The following is a 25,929-nucleotide window of genomic DNA, read 5'->3' as shown; positions in this document are numbered from 1 at the left end:
AGCGACCTGTCCATCGGGCTGCACCGCCGACCGGTCCCGGAGTACCCTTCCTTGATCGTTGACTAGGGGAGAGCTCGGGGGAGCGGAAGGCGGTGCACGGGTGGGCTCGGGAGGGCTGGAGTTGCCTCCTGGTGACGAGGGTCACGAGGGGAACTCCACAGATGTCCCGCCCGGCGCGGTGTCCCTGGCACGGCCGATGGAGATGGGCTCCATCGGCCCGGAACTGGACTGGGGCGCCGACGCCTGGCGCGAGGTGCGTACGCGCGCCCAGCGGGCCGGCCGGGCCTACATCTGGCTGAATCTGGTCGAGCAGCGGCTGCGCGCGGTCGTGGCCGCCGTACTGCGGCCGATCTACGAACCCGTCCACGGCGACGAGTGGGTGGTCGCCGCGGCCGGGCCGGCCGGCCAGGAATGGGTGCAGCGCGCCGTCGCCGTACGCGAGGTGAGCCGCCGCAAGGGCTATCTGCTCGACCCCGCCGACGACAACGTCCTCAGCTTCCTCACGCTGCCGCAGCTGCGCGAGCTGATGGTGCAGCACTGGCCGTGCTTCGAGCCGTACTTCGACGAGCGCCGGGACGTCGAACTGGCCCTGGACGAGCTGGAAGTCACCCGGAACGTGGTCTCGCGCAACCGGGCGCTCTCGGAGGCCGTGCTGGCCCAGGCCGAGCGCGCCTCGGCCCGGCTCCTGGAGATCCTCGGCGCCGGCGGCGACGTGCCGTCGGCGCGCCGCCTCCCCGTCGACGCGGTGGAGCACCTGGTCGGCGACCGGTACGCGGACGTGGTCGGCGTGCACTCCGACCGGGTCAGGCTGCTGCGGCAGTTCCCCGCCGAGGACCTCTTCGGCGGCGCCCGGCGCCTCGACGCCATCGGCATCGGCCTGAACCTGCTGGTGCAGAACTTCTCCGGGCGGCGCCTCGTGCGGCTTGCCGAGTCGGGCTGCCGGGTGCGGCTGCTGTTCCTCAACCCCGCCTCCAGCGCGGTCAAGCGCCGTGAGCGTGAACTCGGCATCAAGCGGGGCGAGCTGAGCCGCACCGTCGAGACCAACATCCTGCACATGCGACGGGTCCGCTCGCGGCTGCGCGACCCGGGAGCCTTCGAGATCCAGGTCTTCGACGAGACCCCCCGCTTCACCGCGTACCTCGTCGACGGCGACGGATCGGACGGTGTCGCCGTCGTGCAGTCGTATCTGCGCCGGACCCGCGGCATGGAGGCGCCGGTCCTGGTGCTGCGCGGCGGAGGCCGGGTGGTCAAACCGGACGACGCCACCGAAGAGGGTCTTTTCCCCACGTATCGCGAGGAGTTCGAAGTCGCCTGGTCGGACTCGCGTCCGGTGTCCTGACAACGGGTCTCCGGCCGTCGGTGGTCCGGTCCGTGAGCGGCCTTCGCGCCGGCGCCCGGCGGGCCGGCGGACCGGACAAGCGGAACGCGGTCCTCGCGTTGTCAGTGGCCCATGCGATCGTGGGGACCACTGGGGGAACGCACCATGAAGAAGGGGGGCCGCCCATGGGCTGGCACCGGGAGCTGCTGATCGGCTTCGACCTGGAGACGACCGGGACGGACCCGCGCGAGGCGCGCATCGTCACCGGGGCGGTGATCGAGGTCAGGGGCGGCGAGCCGGTCGGACGCCGCGAGTGGCTGGCCGACCCGGGCGTCGAGATCCCGGCGGACGCCGTGGCCGTGCACGGGATCAGCAATGAACGGGCGGCCGCCGAGGGCCGCCCCGCCGACCAGGTCGCCGACTCCATCGCCGCCGTCCTTGTCGGCTACTGGCAGACGGGCGTGCCCGTCGTCGCGTACAACGCCACCTTCGATCTGACGCTGCTCTCCGCCGAGCTGCGGCGCCACGGACTGCCGTCCCTGCGCGACCGGCTGGGCACCGACCCGGCTCCGGTCATCGACCCGTACACCATCGACCGCTCCGTGGACCGCTACCGCCGCGGCAAGCGGAATCTGGAGGCGGTGTGCACGGAGTACGGCATCGCGCTCGGCTCCGCCCACGACGCGCTGGCGGACGCCCTCGCCGCGGCCCGCCTCGCCTCCGCGATAGCCGTCCGCCACCCCAAGGTCGCGTCCCTCGGCCCGGCGGAGCTGCACCGCCGGCAGATCGAGTGGTACGCCGAGTGGGCGGCGGACTTCCAGAGCTTCCTGCGGCGCAAGGGCGACACGGCGGCCGTGGTCGACGGCATGTGGCCACTACGGGACCTCGCGGACGAACGGGTCTGACCGGGCGTCCACCGCGCTCGGCTCGTCATCCTGGCGGGTGTTCATCGCGCCCGGTCCGTCGCTTCGGCGAGCGCCTGACGCGCCCGGCCGCATACGGGCGGGCGTCCACGGCCCCCGGCCCGTCACTCCGCGGGCGTCCATTGCGCGCGGCCCGTCATCCCGGCGGGCATCCACACGGCCCGTCTTCCTGACGGGCATCCACCGCACCCGGCCCGACGTCTGGCGGGCGTTCACTCCCCCCGCCCCCGTCACCCCGGCGCGGACGACGTGACGGGTGGGCCGCCGGCCGTTGTCTCCCGTACCGACGGCGGGGACGTGCGCGGTGTGTCGTGGTCCTTGGGCTCCGGGTGGGCCCGGTGGGCGCGTTCCACCGCCTGACCCCAGTACGTGCCCGCGATGAGCAGGGCCGCGCCTAGACCGGTCAGCGGGGTGAAGTGCTCACCGGCGAGGCCGATGCCCACCGCGGCGGCCCAGACCGGCTCGGTGCCCAGCAGCAGGCTGGCCCGGCTCGCCGAGGTCCGCTGCACGGCCCACGTCTGCGCCAGGAAGGCGAACACACTGCAGAACAGGGCGAGATACAGCAGTTGCGCCCAGCCCCCGGCGCCCACCCGGGCGAGGTCCGGCAGACCGCTCGCGGCGGGCACCAGGAACACCGCCGTGCCGACGAGGGTCTGCACGGTGGTCAGCCGCAGCGGCCGGATCGCCCGGTGCGCGGTCAGCCGTCCGACCAGGGCGACGTGCACCGCCCGCACCAGCGCGGCGGCGAGCATCAGCAGGTCACCGAGGCGCGGAGCGTGGAAGCCGTTGCCGGACATGAGGAGGGCGACGGCCACCAGGCAGACCCCGGCGGCGGCGTAGAAGGACGGCGGCAGTCCGCCGCGCCGGCCGGCGCGGTCCAGCAGCGGGGTGAGCACGATCGTGAGGCTGATGATCAGCCCCGCGTTGGCGGCGCTCGTGTGCGCGACACCGTACGTCTCCACGACCAGGACGGCGGCCTGGGTGATCCCCAGCGGCACGCCGACGCGGAGCTCGTCGCGGGTCCACCCCCCGGACCGGCGGTCGACGGCGACCAGGCCGAGACAGGCGAGCGCGGACAGCGCGTACCGGGCGAACAGCACCACGAGGACGGGCAGGACGGCCGTGGCCGTCTGGGCGGAGAGATAACTCGAACCCCAGACGAGCGCGACCAGCAGGAGTACCGCATCGGTACGGCGGGCATCAGGCACGCGCCCACCCTGCCCGGCCCGCTCCATGAAGCCCAGGGCCAACCTCTTAAAGGACCTTTCAGTTTCCCTACACTGAGGACATGGACGAACGGCAGCTGCGGATCCTGCGGGAACTCGGCGAACTGGGCAGCGTGACCGCGGTGGCCGAGGCCCTGCTGGTGACGCCGTCGGCGATCTCCCAGCAACTGCGGCTGCTCCAGCGGGCGATCCCCGTCCCGCTCACCGAGCGCCAGGGGCGCCGGCTGGTGCTCACGGACGCGGGCCAGGTCCTGGCCGGGGCCGCCATCGAGGTGGAGACCGCGCTGGAGCGGGCGCGGCACACCGTCGCGGAGTTCGTGGACCGGCCGGACGGCGAGGTGTCGGTCGCGGCCTTCCACAGCGCGGGCTCGGCGTTCTTCCCGCTGCTGCTGCGCGGACTGGCGGCGCCCGGCGGGCCCCGTCTCTCACTCGCCGACGAGGACGTGCCCCAGGACGACTTCCCGCCGCTGACCAGGGAGTACGACCTCGTACTCGCCCACCGCCTCGAACACGCCCCCGAGTGGCCGGGGACGGTGACCGCGAGCACCCTGCTGCGGGAACCGCTCGACGTCGCCATGCCCGCCGACCACCCGCTCGCAGCCAAGCGCAGGCTTACCCCGCGCGATGTCGCCGACCAGCCGTGGATCACCGTGCACGACGGTTTCCCGCTCATGGCGACCATCGACGCCATCGCCACCGCGGCGGGCCGCCGTCTCCATCTCGCCCACCGCATCAACGAGTTCGCCGTGGTCGCCGAGGCTGTGGCCGCCGGAGGCGGGCTCGCCCTGATGCCGCGCTGGACCACCCGCGCGCACGCCGCGCTGGTGCTCAAGCCGCTGAGCGGCGTCCGCGCCCGGCGGCACATCGACGCCCTCCACCGGCCCGAACGCACCGCGCGCCGCGCCGTGCGCACCGTCCTCGCCGAACTGCACCGGGCCGCCGGGACGATCCAGGGGCGGACCTGAGCGCCGGGCCCCCGCGGCCGGGCGTCAGAAGGGATACCAGCGCACGGTCTCGTCGCCGTCCCGCAGGGACGCCACCCGCCGCTCGAACTCGGCCAGCGCCTTCGGATCGACCGGCGCGTGCTGGGCCACCCACGCGCAGCTGGCCGTCTCCCGCGCCCCGCGCAGCACAGCGCAGCCGTCCCACGCCCGTACGTCCCAGCCGTACGTCCGCGTGAAGGAGTCGTACGCCTCGGCGGGCAGCCCGTAGCGGTCACGGGAGAGTGCCATCACCACCAGGTCGTGCTCGCGCAGGTCGGCGGAGAAGGTCTCCAGGTCGACGAGGACGGGACCGTCCGGTCCGACGTGGACGTTGCGCGGCAGGGCGTCGCCGTGGATCGGGCCCCGCGGCAGGTGCGGGGTGAGGGCGGCGGCCGCCGCCGCGAAACCGTCGCGGCGTTCGCGCAGGTACGCCGCGTCCGCGGGGTCGATCGCGTCGCCGGCCAGCCGCAGCCAGCGCTCCACCCCGCCCAGCAGTTCCCGGGGCGGCAGCACGAAGGGCGGGGCGGGCAGCGCGTGCACCGTGCGCAGCAGCGCGGCCAGGTCCGCGGGCTCCGCGGGACGTACGGGATCGGGGAGCCGGTGCCAGACGGTCACCGGGCAGCCGTCCACCAGCAGCGCTTCCGGCGAGGCCGCGCGCACCGCCGGGACGTCCACCTCGGCGAGCCAGGCCGCGATGTCCAGCTCCCGCCGTGCCCGGCCGAGGAGTTCCGTGTCGCGCCCCACCTTGACCACCAGGTCACCGGCGGCGAACACCGCGTTCTCGCCCAGTGCGAGAAGCCGTGCGTCCCCCGCGGCCCCGGGCAGCACACCCGCCGCGGCCAGCACGTCCCGCGCCCGTGCCTCGTCCATCGTCCGCCTCCGTGTTCCCGCGTGTACGGCGTCCCGGCCACGCCCTGTTCCCGGCTCGCGCCCGCCGTGGATCCCTGTCCGGCGGCGAGTTCCGGCCATCCGTCCGTCAGTGTCGCATCGGTACTGGTCGCAGCGGTCACAAGGGCTGACGCCCGGCCTTGACGCCACGTCAGGGTGTCAGGACCATGACGAGGCCCTGTCCCTGGACGGACGGCGCCGCGACGACGAGACCGAGATCCGTACGAGCCGCCCGAAGGAGCCGAATCCGTGACACAGGCGACCGCGACGAGGCGGTCAGGCAAGCGTGCGGGCGAGAGCGCCGGGACTCCCCGGCCCGCCGGTCTCGGCGCCTGGTTCCTGGTGCTGCCCGCGCTGATCCCGATCCTCGTGCTGAGCGTCGGACCCCTGCTCTACGGCGTCGCGCTGGCGTTCACCGACTCCCAGTCGGGCCGGACGGCGCCCACGCGGTGGATCGGCGCGCTGAACTTCCGGGATCTGCTGCACGACACGCTGTTCTGGGACTCGTTCCGGATCGGCCTGCTGTGGGCGGTCGGCGTGACCGTTCCGCAGTTCCTGCTGGCCCTCGGACTGGCGCTGCTGCTGAACCAGGAGCTGCGGCTGCGCTGGCTGGCCCGGGCGCTGGCGATCGTCCCGTGGGCGATGCCGGAGGTGGTCGTCGGCATCATGTGGCGGCTGGTCTACAACCCGGACGCGGGCATCCTCAACGAGACCCTGCGCGACCTGGGCCTCGGCGAGGGCCGGGACTGGCTCTCGGGCCTCGGCACGGCGCTGCCCGCGGTGATCGTCGTCGGCGTCTGGGCCGGAATGCCGCAGACCACCGTCGCCCTGCTCGCCGGGCTGCAGAACACCCCGCGCGAACTGCACGAGGCGGCGGCGATGGACGGCGCGGGCGCTTGGCGGCGCTTCCTGACGGTCACCTGGCCCGCCCTCAGACCGGTGGCCCTCGCCATCACCGCGCTCAACTTCATCTGGAACTTCAACTCCTTCGCCCTGGTCTACGTGCTCACCAACGGAGGGCCGGGCGGGCGTACGCGGCTGCCGATGCTGTTCGCGTACGAAGAGGCGTTCCGGTACGGGCAGTTCGGGTATGCGGCGGCGATGGGATGCGTGATGGTCGCGGTGATCTCGGTGATTCTCGCGTTCCACCTGGCGGGCCGGCTGCGGGGAGGTGACGACCGGTGAGCGCGCCGCGTGACGGCAGGGGCGCGTCGGGCCTGCGGACCGGCAGAGCGGGCCGGGCCGGGCAGTACGCCGCGCTGCTGGCGTACCTCGTCTTCCTCGCCTTCCCGTTCCTCTGGCTGGTCTCCACGGCCTTCAAACCGCCGCGCGAGCTGGGCAGTCTGCACCCGACGTGGATCCCGAAGGACCCGACCCTCGCCAACTTCCGGCAGGCGTTCGACGAGCAGCCGCTGCTGCACGCGGCCCTCAACTCCCTGGTCGCGGCGCTCGCGGCGGCCCTGATCGCCGTGGTGATCGCGACCCCGATGGCGTACGTCATGGCGCGGCACCGCACCGCCCTGTCCAAGGCGGCCACCGGGTGGGTGGTCGTCAGCCAGGCGTTCCCGTTCGTGCTGGTGATCATCCCGCTGTTCCTGGTGCTGAAGAACCTGCGGATGATCGACTCGGTGCCCGGGCTGGTCATGGTCTACGTGGTGTGGGCACTGCCGTTCGCCCTGTGGATGCTGGTGGGTTACGTACGCGCGGTGCCCGCCGAGCTGGAGGAGGCCGCGGCGGTGGACGGGGCGGGCCGGGCGCGGACGCTGGTGTCGATCACGGCGCCGCTGCTGGCGCCCGGCATCGTGGCGACGGCGCTGTTCGCGTTCATCAGCGCGTGGAACGAGTTCTTCTTCGCGCTCGTGCTGCTCAAGACCCCGGAGAAGCAGACGCTGCCGGTGGTCCTCACGCACTTCATCGGGGCCGAGGGGGTCGCGGACCTCGGCCCGCTGGCGGCGGCGGCGTTCCTCGCGACGCTGCCGTCCCTGGTCATCTTCGCGATCATCCAGAAACGGATCACGGGCGGCATGCTCGCCGGGGCGGTGAAGAGCTGATGCGGCGCAGTCGGTGGGTTCTGTTCCTCGCGGTGTCCGTGCTGCTGCTGGCCGGCTGCTCGGGCGACGGCGGGACTGACGGCGGGGGACCGGTCGTCCTGCGCTTCCAGTCCCTGGCCTGGCAGGAGGAGTCCGTCACGGCCAACAAGGAACTGGTCAAGGAGTGGAACGCCACCCACCGGGACGTCAAGGTCGAGTACGTCCAGGGCAGTTGGGACAGCGTCCACGACCAGCTCCTCACCTCCTTCGAGGGCGGTGAGGCGCCGGACGTCATCCACGACGCCTCCGACGACCTCGCGGACTTCGCGTACGGCGGCTACCTCGCCGATCTGCGGGACCTCCTCCCCGAGCGCCTCAAGTCCGACATCCCGCGGCGCAGTTGGGAGTCGGTGACGTTCGGCGGCGGAATCTACGGGGTGCCCTTCCTCCAGGAGCCGCGCGTGCTGGTCGCCAATGCCGCTCTCCTGCGCGAGTCGGGGGTGCGGGTGCCGACCCCGGACGACCCCTGGAGCTGGGAAGAGTTCAGGTCCGTCGCGAAACGGCTGACCGGCAAGGGCCGGTACGGTGTCGCCTGGCCGCTGAAGGAGCCGGTCTCGGCGACCCTCAACCTCTCGCTGTCGGCCGGCGGGCGGCTGTTCCACCGGGATGCGGACGGCCGGGTGGAGGTGCGGTTCGAGGCGGCCGACGCGGTGGTGCCGCGGATCGTCCACGACGGGGTGAACACGGACGGCAGCGCCTCGGGCACGACGCTCGGCATGGGCGGTTCGGACACGCTGCCCGGGTTCTTCGGCGGCCGGTACGCGATGGTGCCGCTCGGCTTCTCCTACCGGCAGCAGCTCGTCCAGCAGGCACCGAAGGGCTTCGACTGGCAGGTGCTGCCCGCCCCCGCGGGCGCCGACGGCCTCACCCAGGGCGTCAGCCCGCAGACCCTGTCCGTGGCCGAGGACAGCCCGCACAAGAAGGCGGCCGCCGAGTTCGTCGCCTACCTGCTCCGGCCCGCGAACATGGTCAGGCTCGCGCTCGGCGACTGGATGCTCCCCACCGGCACCGAGGCGCTCCGGGACCCGGCCCTGCACACCGGGAAGCACGACTGGGCGACGGGCACCGCGCTGGCGGCGCACCTGCGTTCCGCGCCCGCCCAGTCCGTCCGGGGCTATCCCGAGTGGAAGGACAAGGTGGCCACCCCCGCCTTCCAGGAGTATTACAGCGGGGCGATCACTCTGGCGGAGCTGCGCGAGCGGCTGGAGACGGACGGGAACCTGGTGCTCGCGCGCTACCAGCGGTGACCTCAGTCGTCGAGCCCGGGATGCGGGCCGCACAGGCCCCGCGAGACGTCACGGCCGGCCCTGAGCGGCAGAATTTTTCGGAGCGGCAGTGCGGATCGGGCGCACCGGTTCGTCCCGTATAAGCACCCCGTATGGGCCGGAGCGTCACCGTCCAGGTACCTCGTCCACCCCATGCGTCACGGTTGCACGGCAACGGTGAAGTCCTGGCGCACGTTGGGTAACGGACAGGTCATTCGGTAACGCTCGGATAACGCGGGCACTGCCTGGAGAAGCCACGGACTTGTCCGGAAAGGGAGACCGTTACCCCCCTGGGAAGGTTGCACGGGCCGGATCTTGTTCCTTGGGACAACGGCTACCTAGCGTGAGATGAATTCCAGTCGAACGCCAGGAAGTTGACCCATGCGATCCCCACGACGAGACATACCGCCCCTGCCCGAGGTCCGACGCATCACGGAGAAGAAGCGCGACGCGTGGTGGACCGTGCTGCTCGTCGACCCGGTCGCCACACCCCTGGTGAGACAGGTCGCGCTGCGCACCCGGATCACGCCCAACCAGATCACCTGGGGCGCCTTCCTGCTGGGCCTCGCGTCGTCCGTGTTCTTCGCCCTCGGCGACTGGCGCTGGCTCGTGGCCGGTGCCTTTCTCTACCACCTGAGCTTCATCCTCGACTGCATGGACGGCAAGGTCGCCCGGCTCACCGGCCAGGGCTCGGTCTTCGGGGCCTGGCTCGACTTCGTCTTCGACCGCATCCGCGTGATGGTGTGCGCGGTGGCGCTGATGGCGGGCCAGTACCAGCGCACCGGCGAGACCGTGTACATCTGGCTGGCCCTCGCGGTCGTCGGCCTGGACACACTGCGTTACATCAACTCGCTGGAGATCTTCAAGATCCGGCACTCGATGCGCAAGCAGATCAAGGCCCGCCTGCGGGCGGCGCGTCGCGCGGAGAACCAGGCGGAGCTGGCCTTCATGGAGGACCTGCTGCGCGACAACCCCGAGGCGGACATCGAGCAGGACCTCCGCGCGGCGTCGGCGTCCGCCGGTGGCGCGACCGGTGCCGACACGGCCGCCGCGGACGGTCCGGCTCCCGTGGGCGGTCCGCTCCCCGTGAACGCTGCGGCGACGGCGCGTGAGGCCGGGGACGAGGAGACCGCCGGCGACGGCTCGGGCGGTTCGGCCGCGCAGCCGTCGGCCCGGGTCATCGACCTGCACCAGGAGTTCCGGCACCGCTTCCCGTCGTACCTGCGCGCCCGGTCCTTCCTGCTGCGCCACCGCATCCGCACCCACCTGATCAGCGGCATCGAGTTCCAGATGGGGGTGTTCATCCTCGGACCGCTCCTCGACTCCGTGATCGAGGCGACGATCGTCTCCGGGGCCCTGCTCCTCGTCTTCGAACTCGCCATCATCTACAAGCTGTTGCTGTCGACCCGCGACTTCACCCGCACCATCGACTCCTTCGAGCGCGAGGACGTCGCGGCGGCCGCCTGACCGTACGACGACGTGGCCGGGGCGCGTGCGCCCCGGCCACGTACGTCCCTCTCGTGAGCGGTCAGACGCCGACCCGCTCGCCCTCGACCGCCGGCGGCTGCGGCGGCCCGGAGACCTGCTCCGGAGCCTCGTCGTGCGTGAGGTCGGGCAGCCGGTGCAGCCACTTCGGGAAGTACCAGTTGCGCTCCCCGAGCAGCGCCATCACCGCCGGGAGCAGCACCCCGCGGATGATCGTCGCGTCGATCAGGACGGCGGCCGCCAGGCCCACGCCCATCTGCTTCATCGACTGCATGGACAGCGTGCCGAAGATCGCGAAGACGGCGACCATGATGACGGCGGCGCTGGTGACGACACCGGCGGTGGTGACCACACCGTGCCGGATGGCCTCCTTGGTCTCCAGCCCCCGCAGCCGCGCCTCCCGGATCCGCGAGACCACGAACACGTGGTAGTCCATGGAGAGCCCGAACAGGATCACGAAGAGGAACAGCGGCAGCCAGGTGATGATGGCGCCCACGCCCTCCGCGCCGACCAGCGAGGCGCCCCAGCCGTGCTGGAAGACCCCGACCAGGATGCCGTAGGCGGCGCCCACCGACAGCAGGTTGAGGACGATCGAGGTGATGGCGACGGTCAGCGAGCGGAACGACAGGAGCATCAGCAGGAAGGCGAACACCACGACGAACGCGAAGACCGGGACCACCGAGCCGACCAGCTGGTCGTTGAAGTCCCGCGAACCGGCGACCTGTCCGGTGATCGGCGCCTCGACCCCGTCCACCTTGCCCAACGTGGCGGGCCGCACTCCGTCGCGCAGCAGGTCCAGGCTCCGGCCCGCCTTCTCCTGGTCGGAACCGCCGACCAGCGGGACGTACACGAAGGCGACGTTCTGCGCGTCGTGCACCTTGATGTCGACCGGGCCGCGGGTGGCGCCCGAACTGATCGCCTTGCTACGGAAGTCGGCCAGCGCGGACTTGACCTCGGGGGAGTTGATGTCCCGCGCCTTGACGATCACCTCGGCGGGCTCCGTGCCGCCGGGGAACGCCTCGTTGACCCGGTTGTAGGTCGCCACGATGGGCAGCGAGTCCCCGAACTCCTTGTCCAGCGTGAGCTGTTCGGTCTTCATACCGAGCGCCGGTGCGGCGATCGCCAGCAGCGCGCCCGCCGCGACGACGAGTGAGATGCCCGGCTTGGCGAGCACGACCCGCAGCACGGCACTCCAGAAGCGGCTCTCGCCCCGGCCCGGACGCGCCGGCGCCTGCTGGTTCTTCCGGCGCCGCTTGTCCCGGTGCAGGAACGGCAGACGGCCCTTCTCCACCCGCTCGCCGAGGAGCGAGAGCAGCGCGGGCAGCACCGTCACGGAACCGACCATGGCGACCGCCACGACCATCAGCGAGGCCAGGCCCATCGCCTCGAACTCGGCCAACCCCGTGAAGAGCATGCCGGCCATGGCGACGCACACCGTGACACCGGAGACGATGATCGCTCGGCCGCTGGTCGCGGCGGCGATCCGCAGCGCGGTCTGCGCGTCCCGGCCCGCCTCGCGCTCCTCGCGTTCACGCCGCAGGTAGAACAGGCAGTAGTCGACGCCGACCGCGAGTCCCACGAGCAGCATCACGGAGTTGGCGGTGTCGCTCATCGGCATCACATGGCTGACGATGCCCATCAGGCCCATGGTCGCCATGATCGCGGTCACCGCGAGCGCCACCGGCAGCAGCGCGGCCACCAGCGCGCCGAACGCGATGAGCAGGATGCCGAGCGCCACGGGCACGGCGGACAGCTCGGCCTTCTTGAAGTCGTCGCCGAACGCGTCGTCGAACGTCTTCATCATGCTGGCGCCGCCGATCTCCTCGATCCGCAGCTCCGAGTGCTCCTTCTGCACCCCCTCGACGGCCTTCAGCACCGGCTCGATGCGCTCGCCCGCGGTGTCCGAGTCGCCTCGCACGTCGAACTGCACGAGCGCGCTGCGGCCGTCCTTGGAGAGGGTCTTGGTCTCGTACGGCGAGGTCACGTCGGAGACCCGGCCCGTCCCCTCGACCGCCTCGACGACGGCGGCGACGGCGCTGCGGAATCCGGCGTCGGTCGCCTTGGTGCCCGCGTCCTTCGCCTGGACCAGGACGCTCTCGCCGGCCGGCTCCTCGATGCCCGCGTCCTCGATGATGTGCGCGGCGGTGCTGGTCTCACCCTTGAGCTGCTCGCTGTCCTTGACGTCGACGCGGCCCGCGGCCGAGCCGAGCCCCATGGCCAGGACCACGAACAGCACCCAGATCCCGACGGCCGCCCATCGGTGCCGGGCGCTCCAGCCGCCCGCTCTGGCGGCGATGCCCCGCACTCTCGTGTCTCCGTTCCCCATGACGGGCTAGCCCCCTCGTCCGCGGTGACAACCCCCTGCCGCCACCTCGCACTACGAAGGTATGGGCCGGATAAGCGAGTCTCGTCGTGCTTCCCGGTGACCCGCCCCGGGCCCGGGTCCTCCCCATGACCCCCGGCCCCTCCGCACTGGGGATGATGTAAGCCCCTTACACGTAAAGGAAGTTGTCGGGGATGTGGATCAGGGTGCGCCTCCGCGCGAGCCCGGGACCGCCCGCCGGCGGCCCCCGTAGCCGGCCGCCGCGTCACCCCCGTGCGCACCGGCCACCGCTCTAAGGTGTGCGGATGACGATGTATGCGGCGCTGCTGCGCGGGATCAACGTGGGCGGCAGCAAGAAGGTGCCGATGGCCGAGCTGCGCACCCTGATGCAGCGGCTCGGGTACACCGAGGTCGCCACCTACCTGCAGAGCGGCAACGCCGTGTTCGGCAGCGACCACGGCGACGAGCGGTCCCTCGCCACCGAGCTGGAGGGGGCCGTCGAGGAGCACTTCGGGTTCCCCGTCGGCGTGCTGGTACGCGACCACGCCTACCTCGCGGCGGTGCGCGAGGCCTGCCCGTTCCCCGCCGCCGAACTGGAGGGCAAGCAGCTGCACGTCACGTACTTCTCCGAGCCCGTGGGCGCCGAGCGTTTCGCCGCCGTCGATCCGGGGGCCTTCCTGCCCGAGGAGTTCCGCCTCGGCGACCGGGCCCTGTACCTGTACGCGCCCGACGGCCTCGGCCGCTCGAAGCTCGCGGACGCCCTGTCGAAGCCCCGCCTGCTGAAGGGCCTGACGGCCACCACCCGGAACTGGAACACCGTCGTCAAGCTGGAGGAGCTCACCCGGGCCTGACCGCCCCGCGGCCCCTGTGAGCGTGCCGTCAGGGGCCTGGCAGCCGGACCTTCCGTACCCCCTTGTAGGCGGTGTACGAGACGACCTCGTCCGGGACGGCGAGGCGCGGGTCCCGGTACAGCCGTCGCGCCTCCTCGTCCGTCTCGGCGGCGGCGACGGTGTCCACCGACGAGAGTTCGCTCTCCGTGAGGGCCGCGTCGTCGAGGATCTCCGGGCCCCAGCAGTCCCACGGCAGCACCTCGACGCCGTTCAGCGCCGCCAGGTCGCGGAGCACGTTGCCGCGGACGAACCACAGGCCCCTCAGGCCCTCGGCCCAGCTGAGGCCGAAGGAGCGGGGATCCGCCCGTCCGGCCCGGCACTCCCGCCAGGCCCGCCCGGCCACGACGAACCGGTCCCGCGGTACGTCCAGCGGATCGAAGGACACGTCGTAGGGGCCGTACGCGATCTGCGCGTCCACCAGACGCCAACCGCCGTCCGGCAGGCGGTACTCGGTGACCCAGTGGTCCTCGTACCAGCCGGCGGTGAAGTAGTCGGCGAAGCCGCAGCGGGCCCGGGCCGGGGTCCCGGTCGCCCGGAGCAGCGAACACAGCAGCAGCGAGAAGTCGCGGCAGGTCCCGACGAACCGCTCGGCGGGCTCCCGCCGTTCGGTGAGCGGCAGGTCCGAGCGCTCCCGCAGGAGACGCAGCATGGTCGCCACCCGCCGGGACTCCGCGTCCTCGCGCAGCCGCGATCCGTCGACGGCATGACCGAAGAGCTCGCCCTCTCCCCGATGGATCATCACATTGCGTACCGAGAGCGCAAGTTGGGCGGCGTCGTGAGGCAGCGCTGAGAGGTCGAGGTCGCCGGGATCGCTGTAGACGCTCTGCGTCAGGTAGGGGTCCATGCCGGGACCATCGGGCCTGCCCCAGGGGCAAGGTCGAGCCCCGGTCCGTGACCGCTTCCTGCCGCGGTCGGCGCGGCGGACGCTCACCCCGTGCGAGGCTCGTCCCATGCGCTACATCATCATCGGGGCGGGAGCGGTCGGCGGAGCCGTCGGCGGGCGGCTGGCCGGAGCGGGACACGACGTGGTGCTGGTCGCGCGGGGCGCCCATCACGAGGCACTGCGCGCGGACGGACTGCGGCTCACCACGCCGGACGGGACCTACGTCCACCGGCTGCCGGTGGCCGACGGCCCCGGCACCCTCGGCGAGTTGCGCGCGGACGACGTGCTGGTCCTCGCCGTCAAGACGCAGGACGGGCCGGCGGCCCTCCGCGCGTGGGGCCCGGCACCCGTGGCGGGCGGCGGGACGGCCGCCGAACGGCTGCCGCTGGTGTGCGCCCAGAACGGCGTCGAGGGCCAGCGGCAGGCGCTGCGCACGTTCCGGCGGGTGTACGGCGTCTGCGTCTGGCTGCCCGCCACCTTCCTGGAGCCGGGCGCCGTCTCCGCAGCCGGCGCCCCGCTCACCGGCATCCTGCACCTCGGCCGCTACCCGCACGGCACGGACGACACCGCCCACCGGATCGCCGCCGACCTGGAGCGGAGCCGGTTCGAGGTGCCGGTCGTGCCGGACGTGACGCGCTGGCAGTACGCCAAGCTGCTCGCCAACCTCGCCAACGCCGTCGAGGCGCTGACCGGGGAGATCACCGGCGAGGCGGCCCAGGAACTCCGGGGCCGGGTGCGCGCCGAGGGGGAGGCGGTCCTCGCGGCGGCGGGCATCGCGTACAGGGGGGGACGAGGAACAGCGCGCTGCACGCGCCGACAAGATCAGCCTGCGGCCCCTCGCCGACGCACCGCGTGGCGGCGGCTCCTCCTGGCAGTCCCTCAGCCGTGGCACCGGCACCGTCGAGGCGGACTACCTGAACGGCGAGATCGCCCTCCTGGGCCGGCTGCACGGGGTGCCGACCCCGCTGAACGACCTGCTCCAGCGGCTCGCGAACACCTTCGCGCGCGAACGCAGGGAGCCGGGGTCGATGCCGGTGCCGGAACTCGTGCGCCTGGCCGAGCAGGCGGTCCTCGCCGCGGGCGGCGAGCCGTCCCCGTACGGCGTCTGAGGCTGTCGCGTTTCTTCAAGAAGCGGCACGGGCGCGGCTCCTAGCGTGGGGCGCATGACCGACGCACACAAGAACACGCATCCGTACATGAGGGAGTGCGCCACCGAGGCCGCCCGGGTGGCCCGCGGCGCCGCGACGGCACCGCTCGACCGGCCCACCCACTGCGCCGGCTGGGACGTCCGCACCCTGGTGAACCACTGGGTGCTCTACACCTCGCACGGGCTGGAGCACCGGGCGTTGCGCACGCCGCTGCCCGACGAGCTGACCGGCCGCGACTTCACGGCGGACCCCGGCTGGGCCGAGGCGTACGCCGGGCAACTCGACCGCGCCGTGGCCGCCTGGGACGACCCCGCGGTGTGGGAGGGGGAGGTCGACCTCGGTTCGGCGTCGATGCCGGCCGCCGACGTGGCGCAGATGATCGTGAAGGAGATGGCGGTCCACGGCTGGGACGTGGCCGTCTCCACGGGCCAGGAGTTCCACGTCTCGGAGGGCGCGGCCCGACTCGTCCTGGACGTGGTCGAGAAGCACGGCGAGCTCTACCGCCGCTACGACGGCTTCGCCGACCCGGTCGCCGTGCCCGACGGCGCACCCGTCTTCGACCGCGCGCTGGCCGCGAGCGGGCGGGACCCGCGACAGGGCGTGACCGACGGCTGAGACCGCCGGCGTGACCCGACTGTGAGCCCGCGGCATCCGGCGAGTGCGCCTGCGTGGGGGAGGGCGCCAGGTCGTGTCCGCGAAGTCCCGTCGTCCGCCCGGAGGGCGGGTTCCGCGGCGTCTGGTGCGTGCTCTGGGGATCCCCCCGGCCGGAGGCTGGGGGAGTGCCGGGCGGAGTCCCTCGTACTGGACGTACTCGGGGCTTCGCCCGGTGCGGCGAGAGTGCGTGCCAGGCGTCGCGGAACAGACGGGACTTCGTGGATACGACTTAGGGCCTGTCGTTTGGATCAGGCCGGTGTCGCGGGGTCTGACACGCACATCTGCGGCGTCGTCGTCGGTCGCCGAAGCTCCGCTTCGACTCCCTCCTCCGCCTTGCAGCTGCACGCACCAGACCCCGCTCGGGTCGGCCGGGACGAACCGTCTGTCACGGCCGACCTGATCCAAACGACAGGCCCTAGGCCGGGTCCACGCCGTAACCGCCCGGAGCCCCGCGGCGCGCGCCGTCGCGGGGCTACGCGCCGAGCGCCGCCAGGGCCGGGCGCCGTGCCTCGTCGTACCTGTCCAGCAGGACCCGTACCACCTCCGGCGCCGTGCCGAGCACCTCGGCCAGGACGTCCGCCTCGGCGGCGCCCCGCGCGATCCGGTCGGGCAGGAAGCCGGGGGCGAGGACGTACGGCGCCACCGCCACCCGGGCGCACCCGAGCGCCCGCAGTTCGCGCACGGCGTCCTGCGTGCGCGGAAGGGACGCGGAGGCGAACGCAGGCCGCACAGCGCACCAACCGGTGCGCCGCCACTCCCGCGCGATGTCAGCGATCACTGCGATCGCCTCCGGGTCCGTCGACCCCGCCGAGGCCAGGACGACCCCGGTCGAGGACTTGTCGGCGGGCCCGAGGCCCGCCTCGTACAGCCGCCGTTCGAGCGCCCGCGTCAGCAGCGGCGACGGGCCGAGCACCTCGGCCTGGCGGATGCGCAGCCGGGCCGGCGCGTCCCGCAGCACCGCCGGGATGTCCGCCTTGGCGTGGAAGGCGCGGGTCAGCAGCAGCGGCAGCGCCACCACGTCCCGTACGCCCTCCGCCGCCAGGGACTCCAGCACCCCGTGGACGGACGGGACGGTGAAGTCGAGGAAGCCCGTCTCCACCCGCAGCCCGGGCCGCGCCGCCCGCAGCCGCCGCACCAGGGCGTGCACCGTCGCGGCATGCCGTGGATCACGGCTGCCGTGGGCGACGACCAGCAGGACGGGGCGGGCGGCTACGGGCATGGTGGATCAGCTCTTCACGAGGAGACCGCGGCTGCGCAGCACCCACCGCTCCAGCGGACTGAAGATCAGCAGGTCGATGGCGATACCGACGATCAGGATGAGGAGGATGGCGAGGAAGACCATGGACATGGAGCTGACCGTGCGGCCGTTCTCCAGCAACTGGCCGAGACCCACGCCCAGTTCGGGCGAGGAGGCGATGATCTCCGCGGCCATCAGCGAGCGCCAGGAGAACGCCCAGCCCTGCTTCAGGCCCGCCAGGTAGCCGGGCAGCGCCGCCGGCATGACGATGTGCCAGGTGTGCAGCAGTCCCTTGGCGCCCAGGGTCCGTCCCGCCCGCAGGTACAGCGGGGGCACCTGGTCGACGCCCGACACCAGGCCGTTGGCGATGGAGGGGACGGCGCCGAGCAGGATCACCGCGTACATCATCGACGGCTCCAGCCCCAGCCAGATCACCGCGGGCGGCACCCACGCCACCGACGGCAGCGACTGCAGGCCCGACAGGACCGGGCCGATGGCCGCGCGCACGAACCGCACGCGCGCCACCAGCAGGCCCAGCGGAGTGCCGATGGCCAGCGCCATCAGGAAGCCGAGCAGGCCCCGCGAGACGCTCGTCCAGATGTAGCCGAGCAGCTTGCCCTCGAGCCAGGCGTCCTCGACCTCGGCCCACACGTCGCCGGGCGAGGGCAGCTTGGTCGGGTCGTCGACGACCTTGAACGAGATGAGCGCCTGCCACACCACCAGCACCAGCGCGATGGCGATGAGCGGCGGCAGCACCTTCTGCACGAGGGTCTGCCGCAGGGGCGTACGCCCGGTCTGGACCGTCTCCAGTGCGTCGAGGCCCGCTTCCAGTCCGGCGAGGTCGCCGTGGTTCCCGGCGTCCGGGCCGGCCTTGGTCTCAGTGCTGGCCATGGCGGCGGATCTCCCCACGCAGTTGTTCGGTGATCTCGACGGACAGCTCCGCCACGGCGGAGTCCTCGATGCGGCGCGGCTGCGGAATGCCGACCGTCCATTCGTGCGCGACGCGCCCCGGGCGGGAGGACAGCAGGACGACCCGCTCGGCGAGCCGGACGGCCTCGCGCACGTTGTGCGTCACGAACAGCACGGAGACGTTCGTCTCGCTCCAGATGCGGGTCAGTTCGTCGTGCAGCACGTCCCGCGTGATGGCGTCGAGCGCGGCGAACGGCTCGTCCATCAGCAGCAGCGGGCTGTCCTGGGCGAGCGCGCGGGCCAGCGCGACACGCTGCCGCATGCCGCCGGACAGCTCGTGCACCCGCTTGCCGTACGCGCCCTTCAGCCGGACGAGCTCCAGCAGCTCCTCCGCCCTGCCGCGGCGGTCGGCCTTCGCGATCCCCCTGAGTTTCAGGGCGAGTTCGATGTTCTTGCCGGCGGTCAGCCAGGGGAACAGCGCGTGCTCCTGGAACATCAGGGCGGGCCGCCCCGCCGTCGTGATGCTGCCGGCGGACGGGGCGTCGAGCCCCGCCACCAGGTTGAGCAGAGTGGACTTGCCGCAGCCCGAGGCCCCCAGGAGGGTGACGAACTCGCCCGGTGCGACATCGAGCGAGATGTCGTCGAGGACGAGCTGCTGTCCGGCGGGTCCTGCGAAGGACTTCGAGACGTGCTCGATCCGCACGGCCTGCTCCACCGACGTACCGGCGTCGGCGGCCTTGACGAGAGCGGTTGCCATGGTCGTCACCTCCTGGGAACTGATCAGTGTCGGATGCGGATCTACTTGACGCCGAGACCGGCGTCGTCGACGGTGCTCTCGCCCTCCGCCTTCAGGACCTTGTTCAGCAGCGTGAGGTCGTAGATGCCCTTGAGGTCGGGCGCCTCCAGCAGACCGGCCTTGACCGCGTGGGCCGCCTCGGTGTCGAGGGTGGCCGCCAGCGGGTCGTTGGTGATCTGGATGGACTTCCACGCCGGGTCGAGGACGTCGGCCGGGAGCTCCTTGCCGGAGTCCTCCTTGAGCCGGGCGTTCGCCGCCTTCTTCGCCTCGTCCGGGTTGGCGCCGATCCACTTGTTGGTCTTCACCGCGCCCGTCAGGACGGCCTCGACCACCTTCGGGTGCGCCTTGAGGAACTTCTGCGACACGATGATGTTCGTGATCACGAACTTCTTGTCGGGCCACAGGTCGGCCTCGTCGAGCAGCACCTTGCCGCCCTCGGCGACCAGCTTGGACGCCGTCGGCTCCGGCACCCAGGCGCCGTCGATGGAGCCGGACTTGTAGGCGTCCGGAGTGATCTTGTTGTCCGTGCGGATCACGGAGACGTCGCCCTTGCCGCTCTCCGCGTCGACCTTCCAGCCCTGCTCCGCGATCCAGTTGAGGAACGCCACGTCCTGGGTGTTGCCCAGCTGCGGGGTGGCGATCTTCTTGCCCTTGACGTCCTTCAGGGACTTGATCTTCTTCGGGTTCACCACGAGCTTCACGCCGCCGGAGGCCGAACCGCCGATGATGCGCAGGCTCTTGCCGTCGGACTTGCTGTAGCCGTTGATCGCCGGGGAGGGGCCGATCCAGCCGATGTCGATCGAGCCGGAGTTCAGCGCCTCGATCTCGGACGGGCCCGCGTTGAAGGTGGCGTACTCGGCCTTCGTGGCGCCCAGTTCCTTCTGGAAGAGGCCCTGCTGACGGCCCACCAGCGCGGTGGCGTGGGTCAGGTTGCCGAAGTAGCCGATCTTGACGGTGTCGAGACCCTCGATCTTCTCGGCGCCGGCGGCGACCTTCGCGGTGTCCTTGTCGTCGGAGTCCGAGCCGTAACCGCAGGCGGCCAGGGTCAGGAGCGGAAGGGCGGCGACGGCCGCGAAGGTGCGTCGCAGGACGGTGGAGCGGTTGGCAGGCACGGGAGGTGTTCCTCTCGTTGGCCCGGCGGTCACGTTCTCAGGTCGTGGCCGGGAGGTCGGCAGGTCTTCGTCTCAGCTGGGACGGCAGGTGGGGGGACGGGGCGCGCAGGCAGTGCGCGTACGTCATCGCGCACATCGCGCGACCCCGCCCTGCCCGCTGCCGAGGGCGCCGCTGCCGACGCGGCCGCCCTCCTTCGCGAACGTGGAGAAGAAATCGGTGGACGTCATGTCAGAAGTCCCACCCGTCGTCGTCCGTCTCGTCCCTGACCGGCTCGGGCGCGGCGAAGGACTCGCCGACCATGCCCGCGGTGAGGGTGGTGCCGTCGGCGGGGTCGATCAGGATGAAGGAACCGGTGCGGCGCGAGTCGGCGTACGAGTCCAGCGGCAGCGGCTCAGCGGTACGGATCTTGACGCGGCCGATGTCGTTGGCGACCAGTCGGCCCGGGTGCGGGTGCAGCGAGAGGTCGTCCAGCGTCAGCCGCGACGGGATGTCCTTGACGATCGCCTTGACCGTGCGGGTGCCGTGCTTGAGCAGCACGCGGTGGCCGACGGTGAGCGGTTCGTCGGCGACGTGGCAGACGGTCGCCTCGACGTCCTGGGTGGTCGGCGGCGCGTCCTTGCTCGGCACGATCAGGTCGCCGCGCGAGATGTCGATGTCGTCCTCCAGCAGGAGGGTCACCGACTGCGGGGTCCAGGCGACGTCGACCGGCGTGCCCAGCACGTCGATCCCGGCGAGCCGCGTCGTGCGGCCCGACGGCAGCACGGTCACGCTCTCGCCGACGCGGAAGGTGCCGGCCGCGATCTGCCCCGCGTAGCCCCGGTAGTCGGGGTGCTCGGCGGTCTGCGGCCGGATCACGTACTGCACGGGCAGCCGGGCGTGGCAGTGCGCCAGGTCGTGGGTGACCGGCACGGTCTCCAGGTGCTCCAGGACCGTGGGGCCGCCGTACCAGTCCATGTTCGCCGACGGTTCCACCACGTTGTCCCCGGCGAGCGCCGAGATCGGGATCGCGGTGATCTCGGGGACGCCCAGCTCGGACGCGTATGCCGTGAACTCCTCGGCGATCGCGGCGAAGACGGACTCCCGGTACGCGACCAGGTCCATCTTGTTCACGGCGAGGACCACGTGGGGCACGCGCAGCAGCGCGGCGACGGCGGCGTGCCGGCGGGTCTGCTCGATGACGCCGTTGCGGGCGTCGACGAGGACGACGGCGAGGTCGGCGGTGGAGGCGCCGGTGACCATGTTGCGGGTGTACTGCACGTGGCCCGGGGTGTCCGCGAGGATGAAGCGGCGGCGGGCCGTGGCGAAGTAACGGTAGGCGACGTCGATCGTGATGCCCTGCTCGCGCTCGGCGCGCAGGCCGTCGGTGAGCAGGGCGAGGTCGGGGGTGTCCTGGCCGCGGCTCGCGGAGACCCGCTCGACGGCTTCGAGCTGGTCGGTGAGGACCGACTTGGAGTCGTGCAGCAGGCGCCCGACCAGGGTGGACTTGCCGTCGTCGACGGAACCGGCGGTGGCGAAGCGCAGCAGGGTCGTCGCCGACAACTGCTCGACCGACAGCGGCTGGGCGGGCTCGGTGGTGCTGGACATCTCTAGAAGTACCCCTCGCGCTTGCGGTCTTCCATGGCGGCCTCGGACATCTTGTCGTCGGCTCGGGTGGCGCCGCGTTCGGTGAGCCGGGAGGCGGCGATCTCGGCGATGACGGCGTCCAGGTCGGTGGCGTCGGAGTCGACGGCACCGGTGCAGGACATGTCGCCGACGGTGCGGTAGCGCACGAGGCGCTTCTCGACCGTCTCGCCTTCCTTGGGCCCGCCCCACTCGCCGGGGGTCAGCCACATGCCGGCCCGCTGGAACACCTCGCGCTCGTGGGCGAAGTAGATGCCGGGCAGTTCGATGCCCTCGCGGGCGATGTACTGCCAGACGTCGAGCTCGGTCCAGTTGCTGAGGGGGAAGACGCGGACGTGCTCGCCGGGCGCGTGGCGGCCGTTGTAGAGCTGCCACAGTTCGGGGCGCTGGCGCCTCGGGTCCCACTGGGAGAACTCGTCGCGCAGGGAGAAGACGCGCTCCTTGGCGCGGGCCTTCTCCTCGTCGCGGCGTCCGCCGCCGAAGACGGCGTCGAAGCGCTCGGCCTGGATCTTCTCGGTGAGCGGGACGGTCTGCAGCGGGTTGCGGGTGCCGTCGGGCCGCTCACGGAGCTTGCCCGCGTCGATGTAGTCCTGCACGGAGGCGACGTGCAGGCGCAGGCCGTGGCGGGCCACGGTGCGGTCGCGGTAGTCCAGCACCTCGGGGAAGTTGTGGCCGGTGTCCACGTGCAGGAGGGAGAACGGCACGGGCGCGGGGGCGAAGGCCTTCAGGGCCAGGTGCAGCATGACGATGGAGTCCTTGCCGCCGGAGAAGAGGATCACCGGCCGCTCGAACTCACCCGCCACCTCGCGGAAGATGTGGACGGCCTCGGACTCCAGCGCGTCCAGGTGCGACAGCGCGTACGGGCTGTCCGTCTCCTCGGAGACAGTGGCTGCGGTCGTCATGCGAGACCCCTTTCGGTGAGCAGCGAGTACAGCGCCGCCGCGGACTCCTGCACGGTCTGGGTGTGGGACTCGATGCGCAGGTCGGGCGAGGCGGGCTCCTCGTAGGGGTCGTCGACCCCGGTGAGCCCGGATATCTCGCCCGCCGCCTGCTTGGCGTACAGCCCCTTCACGTCGCGTACGGAGCACACCTCGACCGGGGTCGCCACGTGCACCTCCAGGTACGGGGCGCCGCTCGCCCGGTGGCGCTCGCGGACCGCCTCGCGGCTGTCGGCGAACGGCGCGATCACCGGCACCAGCGCCTTGACGCCGTTGCGGGCGAGCAGGTCGGCCAGGAAGCCGATGCGCCGCACGTTCGTGTCGCGGTCCTCGCGCGAGAAGCCGAGGCCCGACGAGAGGAACTCGCGGATCTCGTCGCCGTCGAGGACCTCGACGCGGTGTCCCTCCGTGCGAAGACGCACGGCCAGCTCGTTCGCGATGGTGGTCTTGCCGGCACTCGGCAGACCCGTGAGCCAGACGGTGGCTCCGGTCGTCACTTGCTTCTCCTGCGTTTCCCGGGAGTCGGGCGTGGTCGTGGTCATCCGTGCAGCCCGCACTCGGTCTTGTTGCGGCCCGCCCAGCGGCCGGCGCGCGCGTCCTCGCCCTCCAGCACCCGGCGGGTGCAGGGCGCGCAGCCCACGGACGGGTAGCCGTCCGTCAGCAGGGGGTTGGTGAGGACTCCGTGCTCGGCGACGTAGGCGTCCACGTCGTCCTGTGTCCAGCGGGCGATCGGCGAGACCTTGACCTTGCGGCGCTTCTCGTCCCAGCCGACGACCGGGGTGTCCGCGCGGGTCGGGGACTCGTCGCGGCGCAGTCCGGTCGCCCACGCGTCGTACGCCGCCAGGCCCTGCTCAAGCGGCTGCACCTTGCGCAGCTTGCAGCACAGGTCCGGGTCGCGGTCGTGCAGCTTCGGGCCGTACTCGGCGTCCTGTTCGGCGACCGTCTGCCGCGGGGTGAGCGTGATGACGTTGACGTCCATCACGGCCTCGACCGCGTCCCGGGTGCCGATGGTCTCGGGGAAGTGGTAGCCGGTGTCGAGGAACACGACGTCGACCCCGGGGCGGGCGCGGGAGGCGAGGTGCGCTACCACGGCGTCCTCCATGGAGGAGGTCACGCAGAACTTCGTGCCGAAGGTGTCCGCGGCCCACCGGAGGATGTCCAGCGCGGACGCGTCCTCCAGGTCGCGTCCCGCCCGCTCGGCGAGGCTCTTGAGGTCCTCGGCCGTGCGATCGTCCTGAAGCGTCGTCATATCCCGTCCCCTCCAACGTCGTTGTGCTGGAAGCCCCGGGACAGCAGCCCGAGGAACTTCAGCTGGAAGGCTCGATTGCAGGCCCCGCATTCCCACGCCCCGTGGCCTTGCTCGCCGGGCCGCAGGTCCTCGTCACCGCAGTAGGGGCAGTAGAAGGGCGCCGCACGCTCGCTCATGCGCCGTCCTTCCGGTGGTCTCCGGTCCGGTTCACGACAGGGCCTCCTCGGAGGCGCGGGCCGCCCAGGTGGCGAACCGCTCGCCGTCCTCGCGCTCCGCCTGGAAGCGCTTGAGGACCCGCTCGACGTAGTCGGGCAGTTCGTCCGAGGTGACCTTCAGGCCGCGGACCTTGCGGCCGAAGCCGGCCTCCAGTCCGAGCGCGCCGCCGAGGTGCACCTGGTAGCCCTCGACCTGCTCGCCGTGCTCGTCGAGGACCAGCTGGCCCTTGAGGCCGATGTCGGCGACCTGGATGCGGGCGCAGGCGTTCGGGCAGCCGTTGAGGTTGATGGTGATCGGCTCGTCGAACTCGGGGATGCGGCGCTCCAGTTCGTCGATCAGGGCGGCGCCGCGTGCCTTGGTCTCGACGATGGCGAGCTTGCAGTACTCGATGCCGGTGCAGGCCATCGTGCCGCGCCGGAAGGCGGAGGGCCGGACGGTGAGGTCGAGGGCCTCGAGGCCCGCCGTGAGCGAGTCGAGCTGGTCCTGCTCGACGTCGAGCACGATCATCTTCTGCTCGACGGTGGTGCGCAGGCGGCCCGAGCCGTGGGCCTCGGCCAGTTCGGCGATCTTCGTGAGGGTGGCGCCGTCCACGCGGCCGACCCTCGGCGCGAAGCCGACGTAGTGGCGGCCGTCCCGCTGCCGGTGCACGCCGATGTGGTCGCGCCAGCGGGCGACCGGCTCGGCGGGCGCCGGGCCGTCGACGAGCTTGCGCTTCAGGTACTCGTCCTCAAGGACCTGGCGGAACTTCTCGACGCCCCAGTCGGCGAGCAGGAACTTCAGCCGGGCGCGGTTGCGCAGCCGCCGGTAGCCGTAGTCGCGGAAGATCGAGATGACGCCCTCCCAGGCGTCCGCGACCTCGTCCAGCGGGACCCAGGCGCCGAGGCGCTGGCCGATCTTCGGGTTGGTGGAGAGGCCGCCGCCGACCCAGAGGTCGAAGCCGGGTCCGTGCTCGGGGTGTTCCACCCCGACGAAGGCGACGTCGTTGATCTCGTGGGCCACGTCCAGCAGCGGCGAGCCGGAGATCGCGGTCTTGAACTTGCGCGGCAGGTTGGAGAACGCCTTGTCGCCGATGAAGCGGCGGTGGATCTCCTCGACGGCCGGGGTGCCGTCGATGATCTCGTCCTCCGCGATGCCGGCGACCGGCGAGCCGAGGATCGTGCGGGGCGTGTCACCGCAGGCCTCGGTGGTCGACAGGCCGACGGCCTCCAGGCGGTTCCAGATCTCGGGCACGTCCTCGATGCGGACCCAGTGGAGCTGGATGTTCTGCCGGTCGGTGATGTCGGCGGTGCCGCGCGCGAACTCCTGCGAGATCTCGCCGATCACGCGGAGCTGAGCGGTGGTCAGCCGGCCGCCGTCGATGCGCACGCGCAGCATGAAGTACTTGTCGTCCAGCTCCTCGGGCTCCAGGATCGCGGTCTTGCCGCCGTCGATCCCGGGCTTGCGCTGGGTGTAGAGCCCCCACCAGCGCATGCGCCCGCGCAGGTCGTTGGGGTCGATCGAGTCGAAGCCGCGCTTGGAGTAGATCGTCTCAATGCGTGTCCGCACATTGAGACCGTCGTCGTCCTTCTTGAACTGTTCGTTGCCGTTGAGCGGGGTGAAGTGACCCACGGCCCACTGACCCTCGCCGCGGTGACGGCTCACCTTGCGGCGGGGCGCGGCGGGATTCTGCGGGGTGGCGGCCATGGCTGATACGTCCTTCGGGACTACGGGACAGGCAGGAGAGCGGCTCTGACCTGCACATATGGGCACATACCGAAGTATGGGCGCGTCATTGC

23 protein-coding genes and 1 pseudogene are annotated in these 25,929 nt (G+C 71.9%); 10 read left to right on the top strand and 14 right to left on the bottom strand.

Annotated elements, in window-relative coordinates:
• Window positions 1-100: 100 nt before the first annotated feature.
• Together ACFYQQ_RS03240 and ACFYQQ_RS03235 are read left to right on the top strand one after the other, a co-directional pair.
• Window positions 101-1,339: an SAV2148 family HEPN domain-containing protein gene (locus ACFYQQ_RS03240; RefSeq protein ID WP_355788605.1), complete on the top strand. Its 1,239-nt coding sequence runs from the start codon at window positions 101-103 to the stop codon at window positions 1,337-1,339.
• A 164-nt stretch (window positions 1,340-1,503) separates the two neighbouring features.
• Window positions 1,504-2,223: a 3'-5' exonuclease gene (locus tag ACFYQQ_RS03235; protein ID WP_355788602.1), complete on the top strand. Its 720-nt coding sequence runs from the start codon at window positions 1,504-1,506 to the stop codon at window positions 2,221-2,223.
• A gap of 248 nt (window positions 2,224-2,471) precedes the next feature.
• Here ACFYQQ_RS03235 and ACFYQQ_RS03230 read toward each other — a convergent pair whose 3' ends face one another.
• Window positions 2,472-3,449, bottom strand: a complete 978-nt coding sequence (locus ACFYQQ_RS03230; RefSeq protein ID WP_355788599.1) for a DMT family transporter — start codon at window positions 3,447-3,449, stop codon at window positions 2,472-2,474.
• An 80-nt stretch (window positions 3,450-3,529) separates the two neighbouring features.
• Here ACFYQQ_RS03230 and ACFYQQ_RS03225 point away from each other — a divergent pair, with 80 nt between their 5' ends.
• Window positions 3,530-4,432 (top strand): LysR family transcriptional regulator, encoded by a 903-nt coding sequence (locus ACFYQQ_RS03225; protein ID WP_388903144.1) that lies wholly within the window; start codon window positions 3,530-3,532, stop codon window positions 4,430-4,432.
• A 24-nt stretch (window positions 4,433-4,456) separates the two neighbouring features.
• On the opposite strand, the gene ACFYQQ_RS03220 is transcribed toward ACFYQQ_RS03225, so the two are convergent.
• Window positions 4,457-5,320 (bottom strand): phosphotransferase enzyme family protein, encoded by an 864-nt coding sequence (locus ACFYQQ_RS03220; RefSeq protein ID WP_388903141.1) that lies wholly within the window; start codon window positions 5,318-5,320, stop codon window positions 4,457-4,459.
• A gap of 267 nt (window positions 5,321-5,587) precedes the next feature.
• Between ACFYQQ_RS03220 and ACFYQQ_RS03215 the strand changes: the two genes are divergently transcribed.
• The 4 genes from ACFYQQ_RS03215 (at window position 5,588) to ACFYQQ_RS03200 (ending at window position 10,160) form a co-directional block, all read left to right on the top strand.
• Window positions 5,588-6,523 carry a sugar ABC transporter permease gene (locus tag ACFYQQ_RS03215; protein ID WP_355790004.1) on the top strand — a complete coding sequence of 312 codons (936 nt, stop codon included), beginning with the start codon at window positions 5,588-5,590 and terminating at the stop codon, window positions 6,521-6,523.
• A 32-nt stretch (window positions 6,524-6,555) separates the two neighbouring features.
• Window positions 6,556-7,389, top strand: a complete 834-nt coding sequence (locus ACFYQQ_RS03210) for a carbohydrate ABC transporter permease (RefSeq protein ID WP_355790013.1) — start codon at window positions 6,556-6,558, stop codon at window positions 7,387-7,389.
• A complete protein-coding gene (locus ACFYQQ_RS03205) occupies window positions 7,389-8,675 on the top strand; it encodes a sugar ABC transporter substrate-binding protein (protein WP_355790007.1) in 1,287 nt (428 codons plus the stop codon). The genes ACFYQQ_RS03210 and ACFYQQ_RS03205 overlap by 1 nt, the downstream gene beginning before the upstream one ends.
• A 399-nt stretch (window positions 8,676-9,074) precedes the next feature.
• Window positions 9,075-10,160, top strand: coding sequence for a CDP-alcohol phosphatidyltransferase family protein (locus ACFYQQ_RS03200; protein ID WP_356175894.1), 1,086 nt, complete (start codon window positions 9,075-9,077; stop codon window positions 10,158-10,160).
• A gap of 61 nt (window positions 10,161-10,221) precedes the next feature.
• Here ACFYQQ_RS03200 and ACFYQQ_RS03195 read toward each other — a convergent pair whose 3' ends face one another.
• Window positions 10,222-12,504 carry an MMPL family transporter gene (locus tag ACFYQQ_RS03195; protein ID WP_388903136.1) on the bottom strand — a complete coding sequence of 761 codons (2,283 nt, stop codon included), beginning with the start codon at window positions 12,502-12,504 and terminating at the stop codon, window positions 10,222-10,224.
• A gap of 302 nt (window positions 12,505-12,806) precedes the next feature.
• Between ACFYQQ_RS03195 and ACFYQQ_RS03190 the strand changes: the two genes are divergently transcribed.
• Window positions 12,807-13,352: a DUF1697 domain-containing protein gene (locus ACFYQQ_RS03190; protein WP_355794780.1), complete on the top strand. Its 546-nt coding sequence runs from the start codon at window positions 12,807-12,809 to the stop codon at window positions 13,350-13,352.
• A 28-nt stretch (window positions 13,353-13,380) separates the two neighbouring features.
• On the opposite strand, the gene ACFYQQ_RS03185 is transcribed toward ACFYQQ_RS03190, so the two are convergent.
• Window positions 13,381-14,235 (bottom strand): transglutaminase-like domain-containing protein, encoded by an 855-nt coding sequence (locus ACFYQQ_RS03185; protein ID WP_355794782.1) that lies wholly within the window; start codon window positions 14,233-14,235, stop codon window positions 13,381-13,383.
• 106 nt (window positions 14,236-14,341) lie between these two features.
• On the opposite strand from ACFYQQ_RS03185, the pseudogene ACFYQQ_RS03180 reads away from it, so the two are divergent.
• Window positions 14,342-15,383: pseudogene (locus ACFYQQ_RS03180) on the top strand (ketopantoate reductase family protein).
• Window positions 15,384-15,437: 54 nt separating this feature from the next.
• Window positions 15,438-16,037: a TIGR03086 family metal-binding protein gene (locus ACFYQQ_RS03175; protein ID WP_355792542.1), complete on the top strand. Its 600-nt coding sequence runs from the start codon at window positions 15,438-15,440 to the stop codon at window positions 16,035-16,037.
• 511 nt (window positions 16,038-16,548) lie between these two features.
• On the opposite strand, the gene ACFYQQ_RS03170 is transcribed toward ACFYQQ_RS03175, so the two are convergent.
• From ACFYQQ_RS03170 to ACFYQQ_RS03125, 10 genes are all read right to left on the bottom strand, one after another.
• Window positions 16,549-17,295 carry a sirohydrochlorin chelatase gene (locus ACFYQQ_RS03170; protein WP_388903131.1) on the bottom strand — a complete coding sequence of 249 codons (747 nt, stop codon included), beginning with the start codon at window positions 17,293-17,295 and terminating at the stop codon, window positions 16,549-16,551.
• Window positions 17,296-17,301: 6 nt separating this feature from the next.
• Window positions 17,302-18,204: an ABC transporter permease gene (locus tag ACFYQQ_RS03165; RefSeq protein WP_355780384.1), complete on the bottom strand. Its 903-nt coding sequence runs from the start codon at window positions 18,202-18,204 to the stop codon at window positions 17,302-17,304.
• Window positions 18,191-18,979 (bottom strand): ABC transporter ATP-binding protein, encoded by a 789-nt coding sequence (locus tag ACFYQQ_RS03160; RefSeq protein WP_355780387.1) that lies wholly within the window; start codon window positions 18,977-18,979, stop codon window positions 18,191-18,193. Before ACFYQQ_RS03160 ends, ACFYQQ_RS03165 begins: the two co-directional genes overlap by 14 nt.
• A gap of 41 nt (window positions 18,980-19,020) precedes the next feature.
• A complete protein-coding gene (locus ACFYQQ_RS03155; protein ID WP_355780390.1) occupies window positions 19,021-20,130 on the bottom strand; it encodes an aliphatic sulfonate ABC transporter substrate-binding protein in 1,110 nt (369 codons plus the stop codon).
• 229 nt (window positions 20,131-20,359) lie between these two features.
• Entirely contained in the window at window positions 20,360-21,715 is a 1,356-nt protein-coding gene (locus tag ACFYQQ_RS03150) for a GTP-binding protein (protein ID WP_355780393.1), read from the bottom strand.
• Window positions 21,716-21,717: 2 nt separating this feature from the next.
• Entirely contained in the window at window positions 21,718-22,653 is a 936-nt protein-coding gene (gene cysD, locus ACFYQQ_RS03145) for a sulfate adenylyltransferase subunit CysD (protein ID WP_355780396.1), read from the bottom strand.
• Window positions 22,650-23,231, bottom strand: a complete 582-nt coding sequence (gene cysC, locus ACFYQQ_RS03140; protein WP_355780399.1) for an adenylyl-sulfate kinase — start codon at window positions 23,229-23,231, stop codon at window positions 22,650-22,652. The genes cysD and cysC overlap by 4 nt, the downstream gene beginning before the upstream one ends.
• Window positions 23,228-23,938 carry a phosphoadenylyl-sulfate reductase gene (locus ACFYQQ_RS03135; protein ID WP_355780402.1) on the bottom strand — a complete coding sequence of 237 codons (711 nt, stop codon included), beginning with the start codon at window positions 23,936-23,938 and terminating at the stop codon, window positions 23,228-23,230. Before ACFYQQ_RS03135 ends, cysC begins: the two co-directional genes overlap by 4 nt.
• Entirely contained in the window at window positions 23,935-24,114 is a 180-nt protein-coding gene (locus ACFYQQ_RS03130; RefSeq protein ID WP_355780405.1) for a hypothetical protein, read from the bottom strand. Before ACFYQQ_RS03130 ends, ACFYQQ_RS03135 begins: the two co-directional genes overlap by 4 nt.
• Window positions 24,115-24,145: 31 nt before the next feature.
• Entirely contained in the window at window positions 24,146-25,837 is a 1,692-nt protein-coding gene (locus tag ACFYQQ_RS03125; RefSeq protein WP_355780408.1) for a nitrite/sulfite reductase, read from the bottom strand.
• Window positions 25,838-25,929 lie beyond the last annotated feature (92 nt).

It is taken from the genome of Streptomyces sp. NPDC005496 (assembly GCF_042872045.1).
GTDB lineage: Bacteria > Actinomycetota > Actinomycetes > Streptomycetales > Streptomycetaceae > Streptomyces.
The sequence above is the reverse complement of the archived record's forward strand: the minus strand, read 5'-3'. Positions and strand labels throughout refer to the sequence as shown.

What these genes read in the sequence shown, in the direction of transcription:
- ACFYQQ_RS03235 (WP_355788602.1), top strand. Translation starts at nt 1,504, where the DNA reads ATGGGCTGGCACCGGGAGCTGCTGATCGGCTTCGACCTGGAGACGACC.
- ACFYQQ_RS03225 (WP_388903144.1), top strand. Translation starts at nt 3,530, where the DNA reads ATGGACGAACGGCAGCTGCGGATCCTGCGGGAACTCGGCGAACTGGGC.
- ACFYQQ_RS03220 (WP_388903141.1), bottom strand. Translation starts at nt 5,320, where the DNA reads ATGGACGAGGCACGGGCGCGGGACGTGCTGGCCGCGGCGGGTGTGCTG.
- ACFYQQ_RS03205 (WP_355790007.1), top strand. Translation starts at nt 7,389, where the DNA reads ATGCGGCGCAGTCGGTGGGTTCTGTTCCTCGCGGTGTCCGTGCTGCTG.
- ACFYQQ_RS03200 (WP_356175894.1), top strand. Translation starts at nt 9,075, where the DNA reads ATGCGATCCCCACGACGAGACATACCGCCCCTGCCCGAGGTCCGACGC.
- ACFYQQ_RS03195 (WP_388903136.1), bottom strand. Translation starts at nt 12,504, where the DNA reads ATGGGGAACGGAGACACGAGAGTGCGGGGCATCGCCGCCAGAGCGGGC.
- ACFYQQ_RS03190 (WP_355794780.1), top strand. Translation starts at nt 12,807, where the DNA reads ATGACGATGTATGCGGCGCTGCTGCGCGGGATCAACGTGGGCGGCAGC.
- ACFYQQ_RS03185 (WP_355794782.1), bottom strand. Translation starts at nt 14,235, where the DNA reads ATGGACCCCTACCTGACGCAGAGCGTCTACAGCGATCCCGGCGACCTC.
- ACFYQQ_RS03175 (WP_355792542.1), top strand. Translation starts at nt 15,438, where the DNA reads ATGACCGACGCACACAAGAACACGCATCCGTACATGAGGGAGTGCGCC.
- ACFYQQ_RS03170 (WP_388903131.1), bottom strand. Translation starts at nt 17,295, where the DNA reads ATGCCCGTAGCCGCCCGCCCCGTCCTGCTGGTCGTCGCCCACGGCAGC.
- ACFYQQ_RS03165 (WP_355780384.1), bottom strand. Translation starts at nt 18,204, where the DNA reads ATGGCCAGCACTGAGACCAAGGCCGGCCCGGACGCCGGGAACCACGGC.
- ACFYQQ_RS03160 (WP_355780387.1), bottom strand. Translation starts at nt 18,979, where the DNA reads ATGGCAACCGCTCTCGTCAAGGCCGCCGACGCCGGTACGTCGGTGGAG.
- ACFYQQ_RS03150 (WP_355780393.1), bottom strand. Translation starts at nt 21,715, where the DNA reads ATGTCCAGCACCACCGAGCCCGCCCAGCCGCTGTCGGTCGAGCAGTTG.
- cysD (WP_355780396.1), bottom strand. Translation starts at nt 22,653, where the DNA reads ATGACGACCGCAGCCACTGTCTCCGAGGAGACGGACAGCCCGTACGCG.
- cysC (WP_355780399.1), bottom strand. Translation starts at nt 23,231, where the DNA reads ATGACCACGACCACGCCCGACTCCCGGGAAACGCAGGAGAAGCAAGTG.
- ACFYQQ_RS03135 (WP_355780402.1), bottom strand. Translation starts at nt 23,938, where the DNA reads ATGACGACGCTTCAGGACGATCGCACGGCCGAGGACCTCAAGAGCCTC.
- ACFYQQ_RS03130 (WP_355780405.1), bottom strand. Translation starts at nt 24,114, where the DNA reads ATGAGCGAGCGTGCGGCGCCCTTCTACTGCCCCTACTGCGGTGACGAG.
- ACFYQQ_RS03125 (WP_355780408.1), bottom strand. Translation starts at nt 25,837, where the DNA reads ATGGCCGCCACCCCGCAGAATCCCGCCGCGCCCCGCCGCAAGGTGAGC.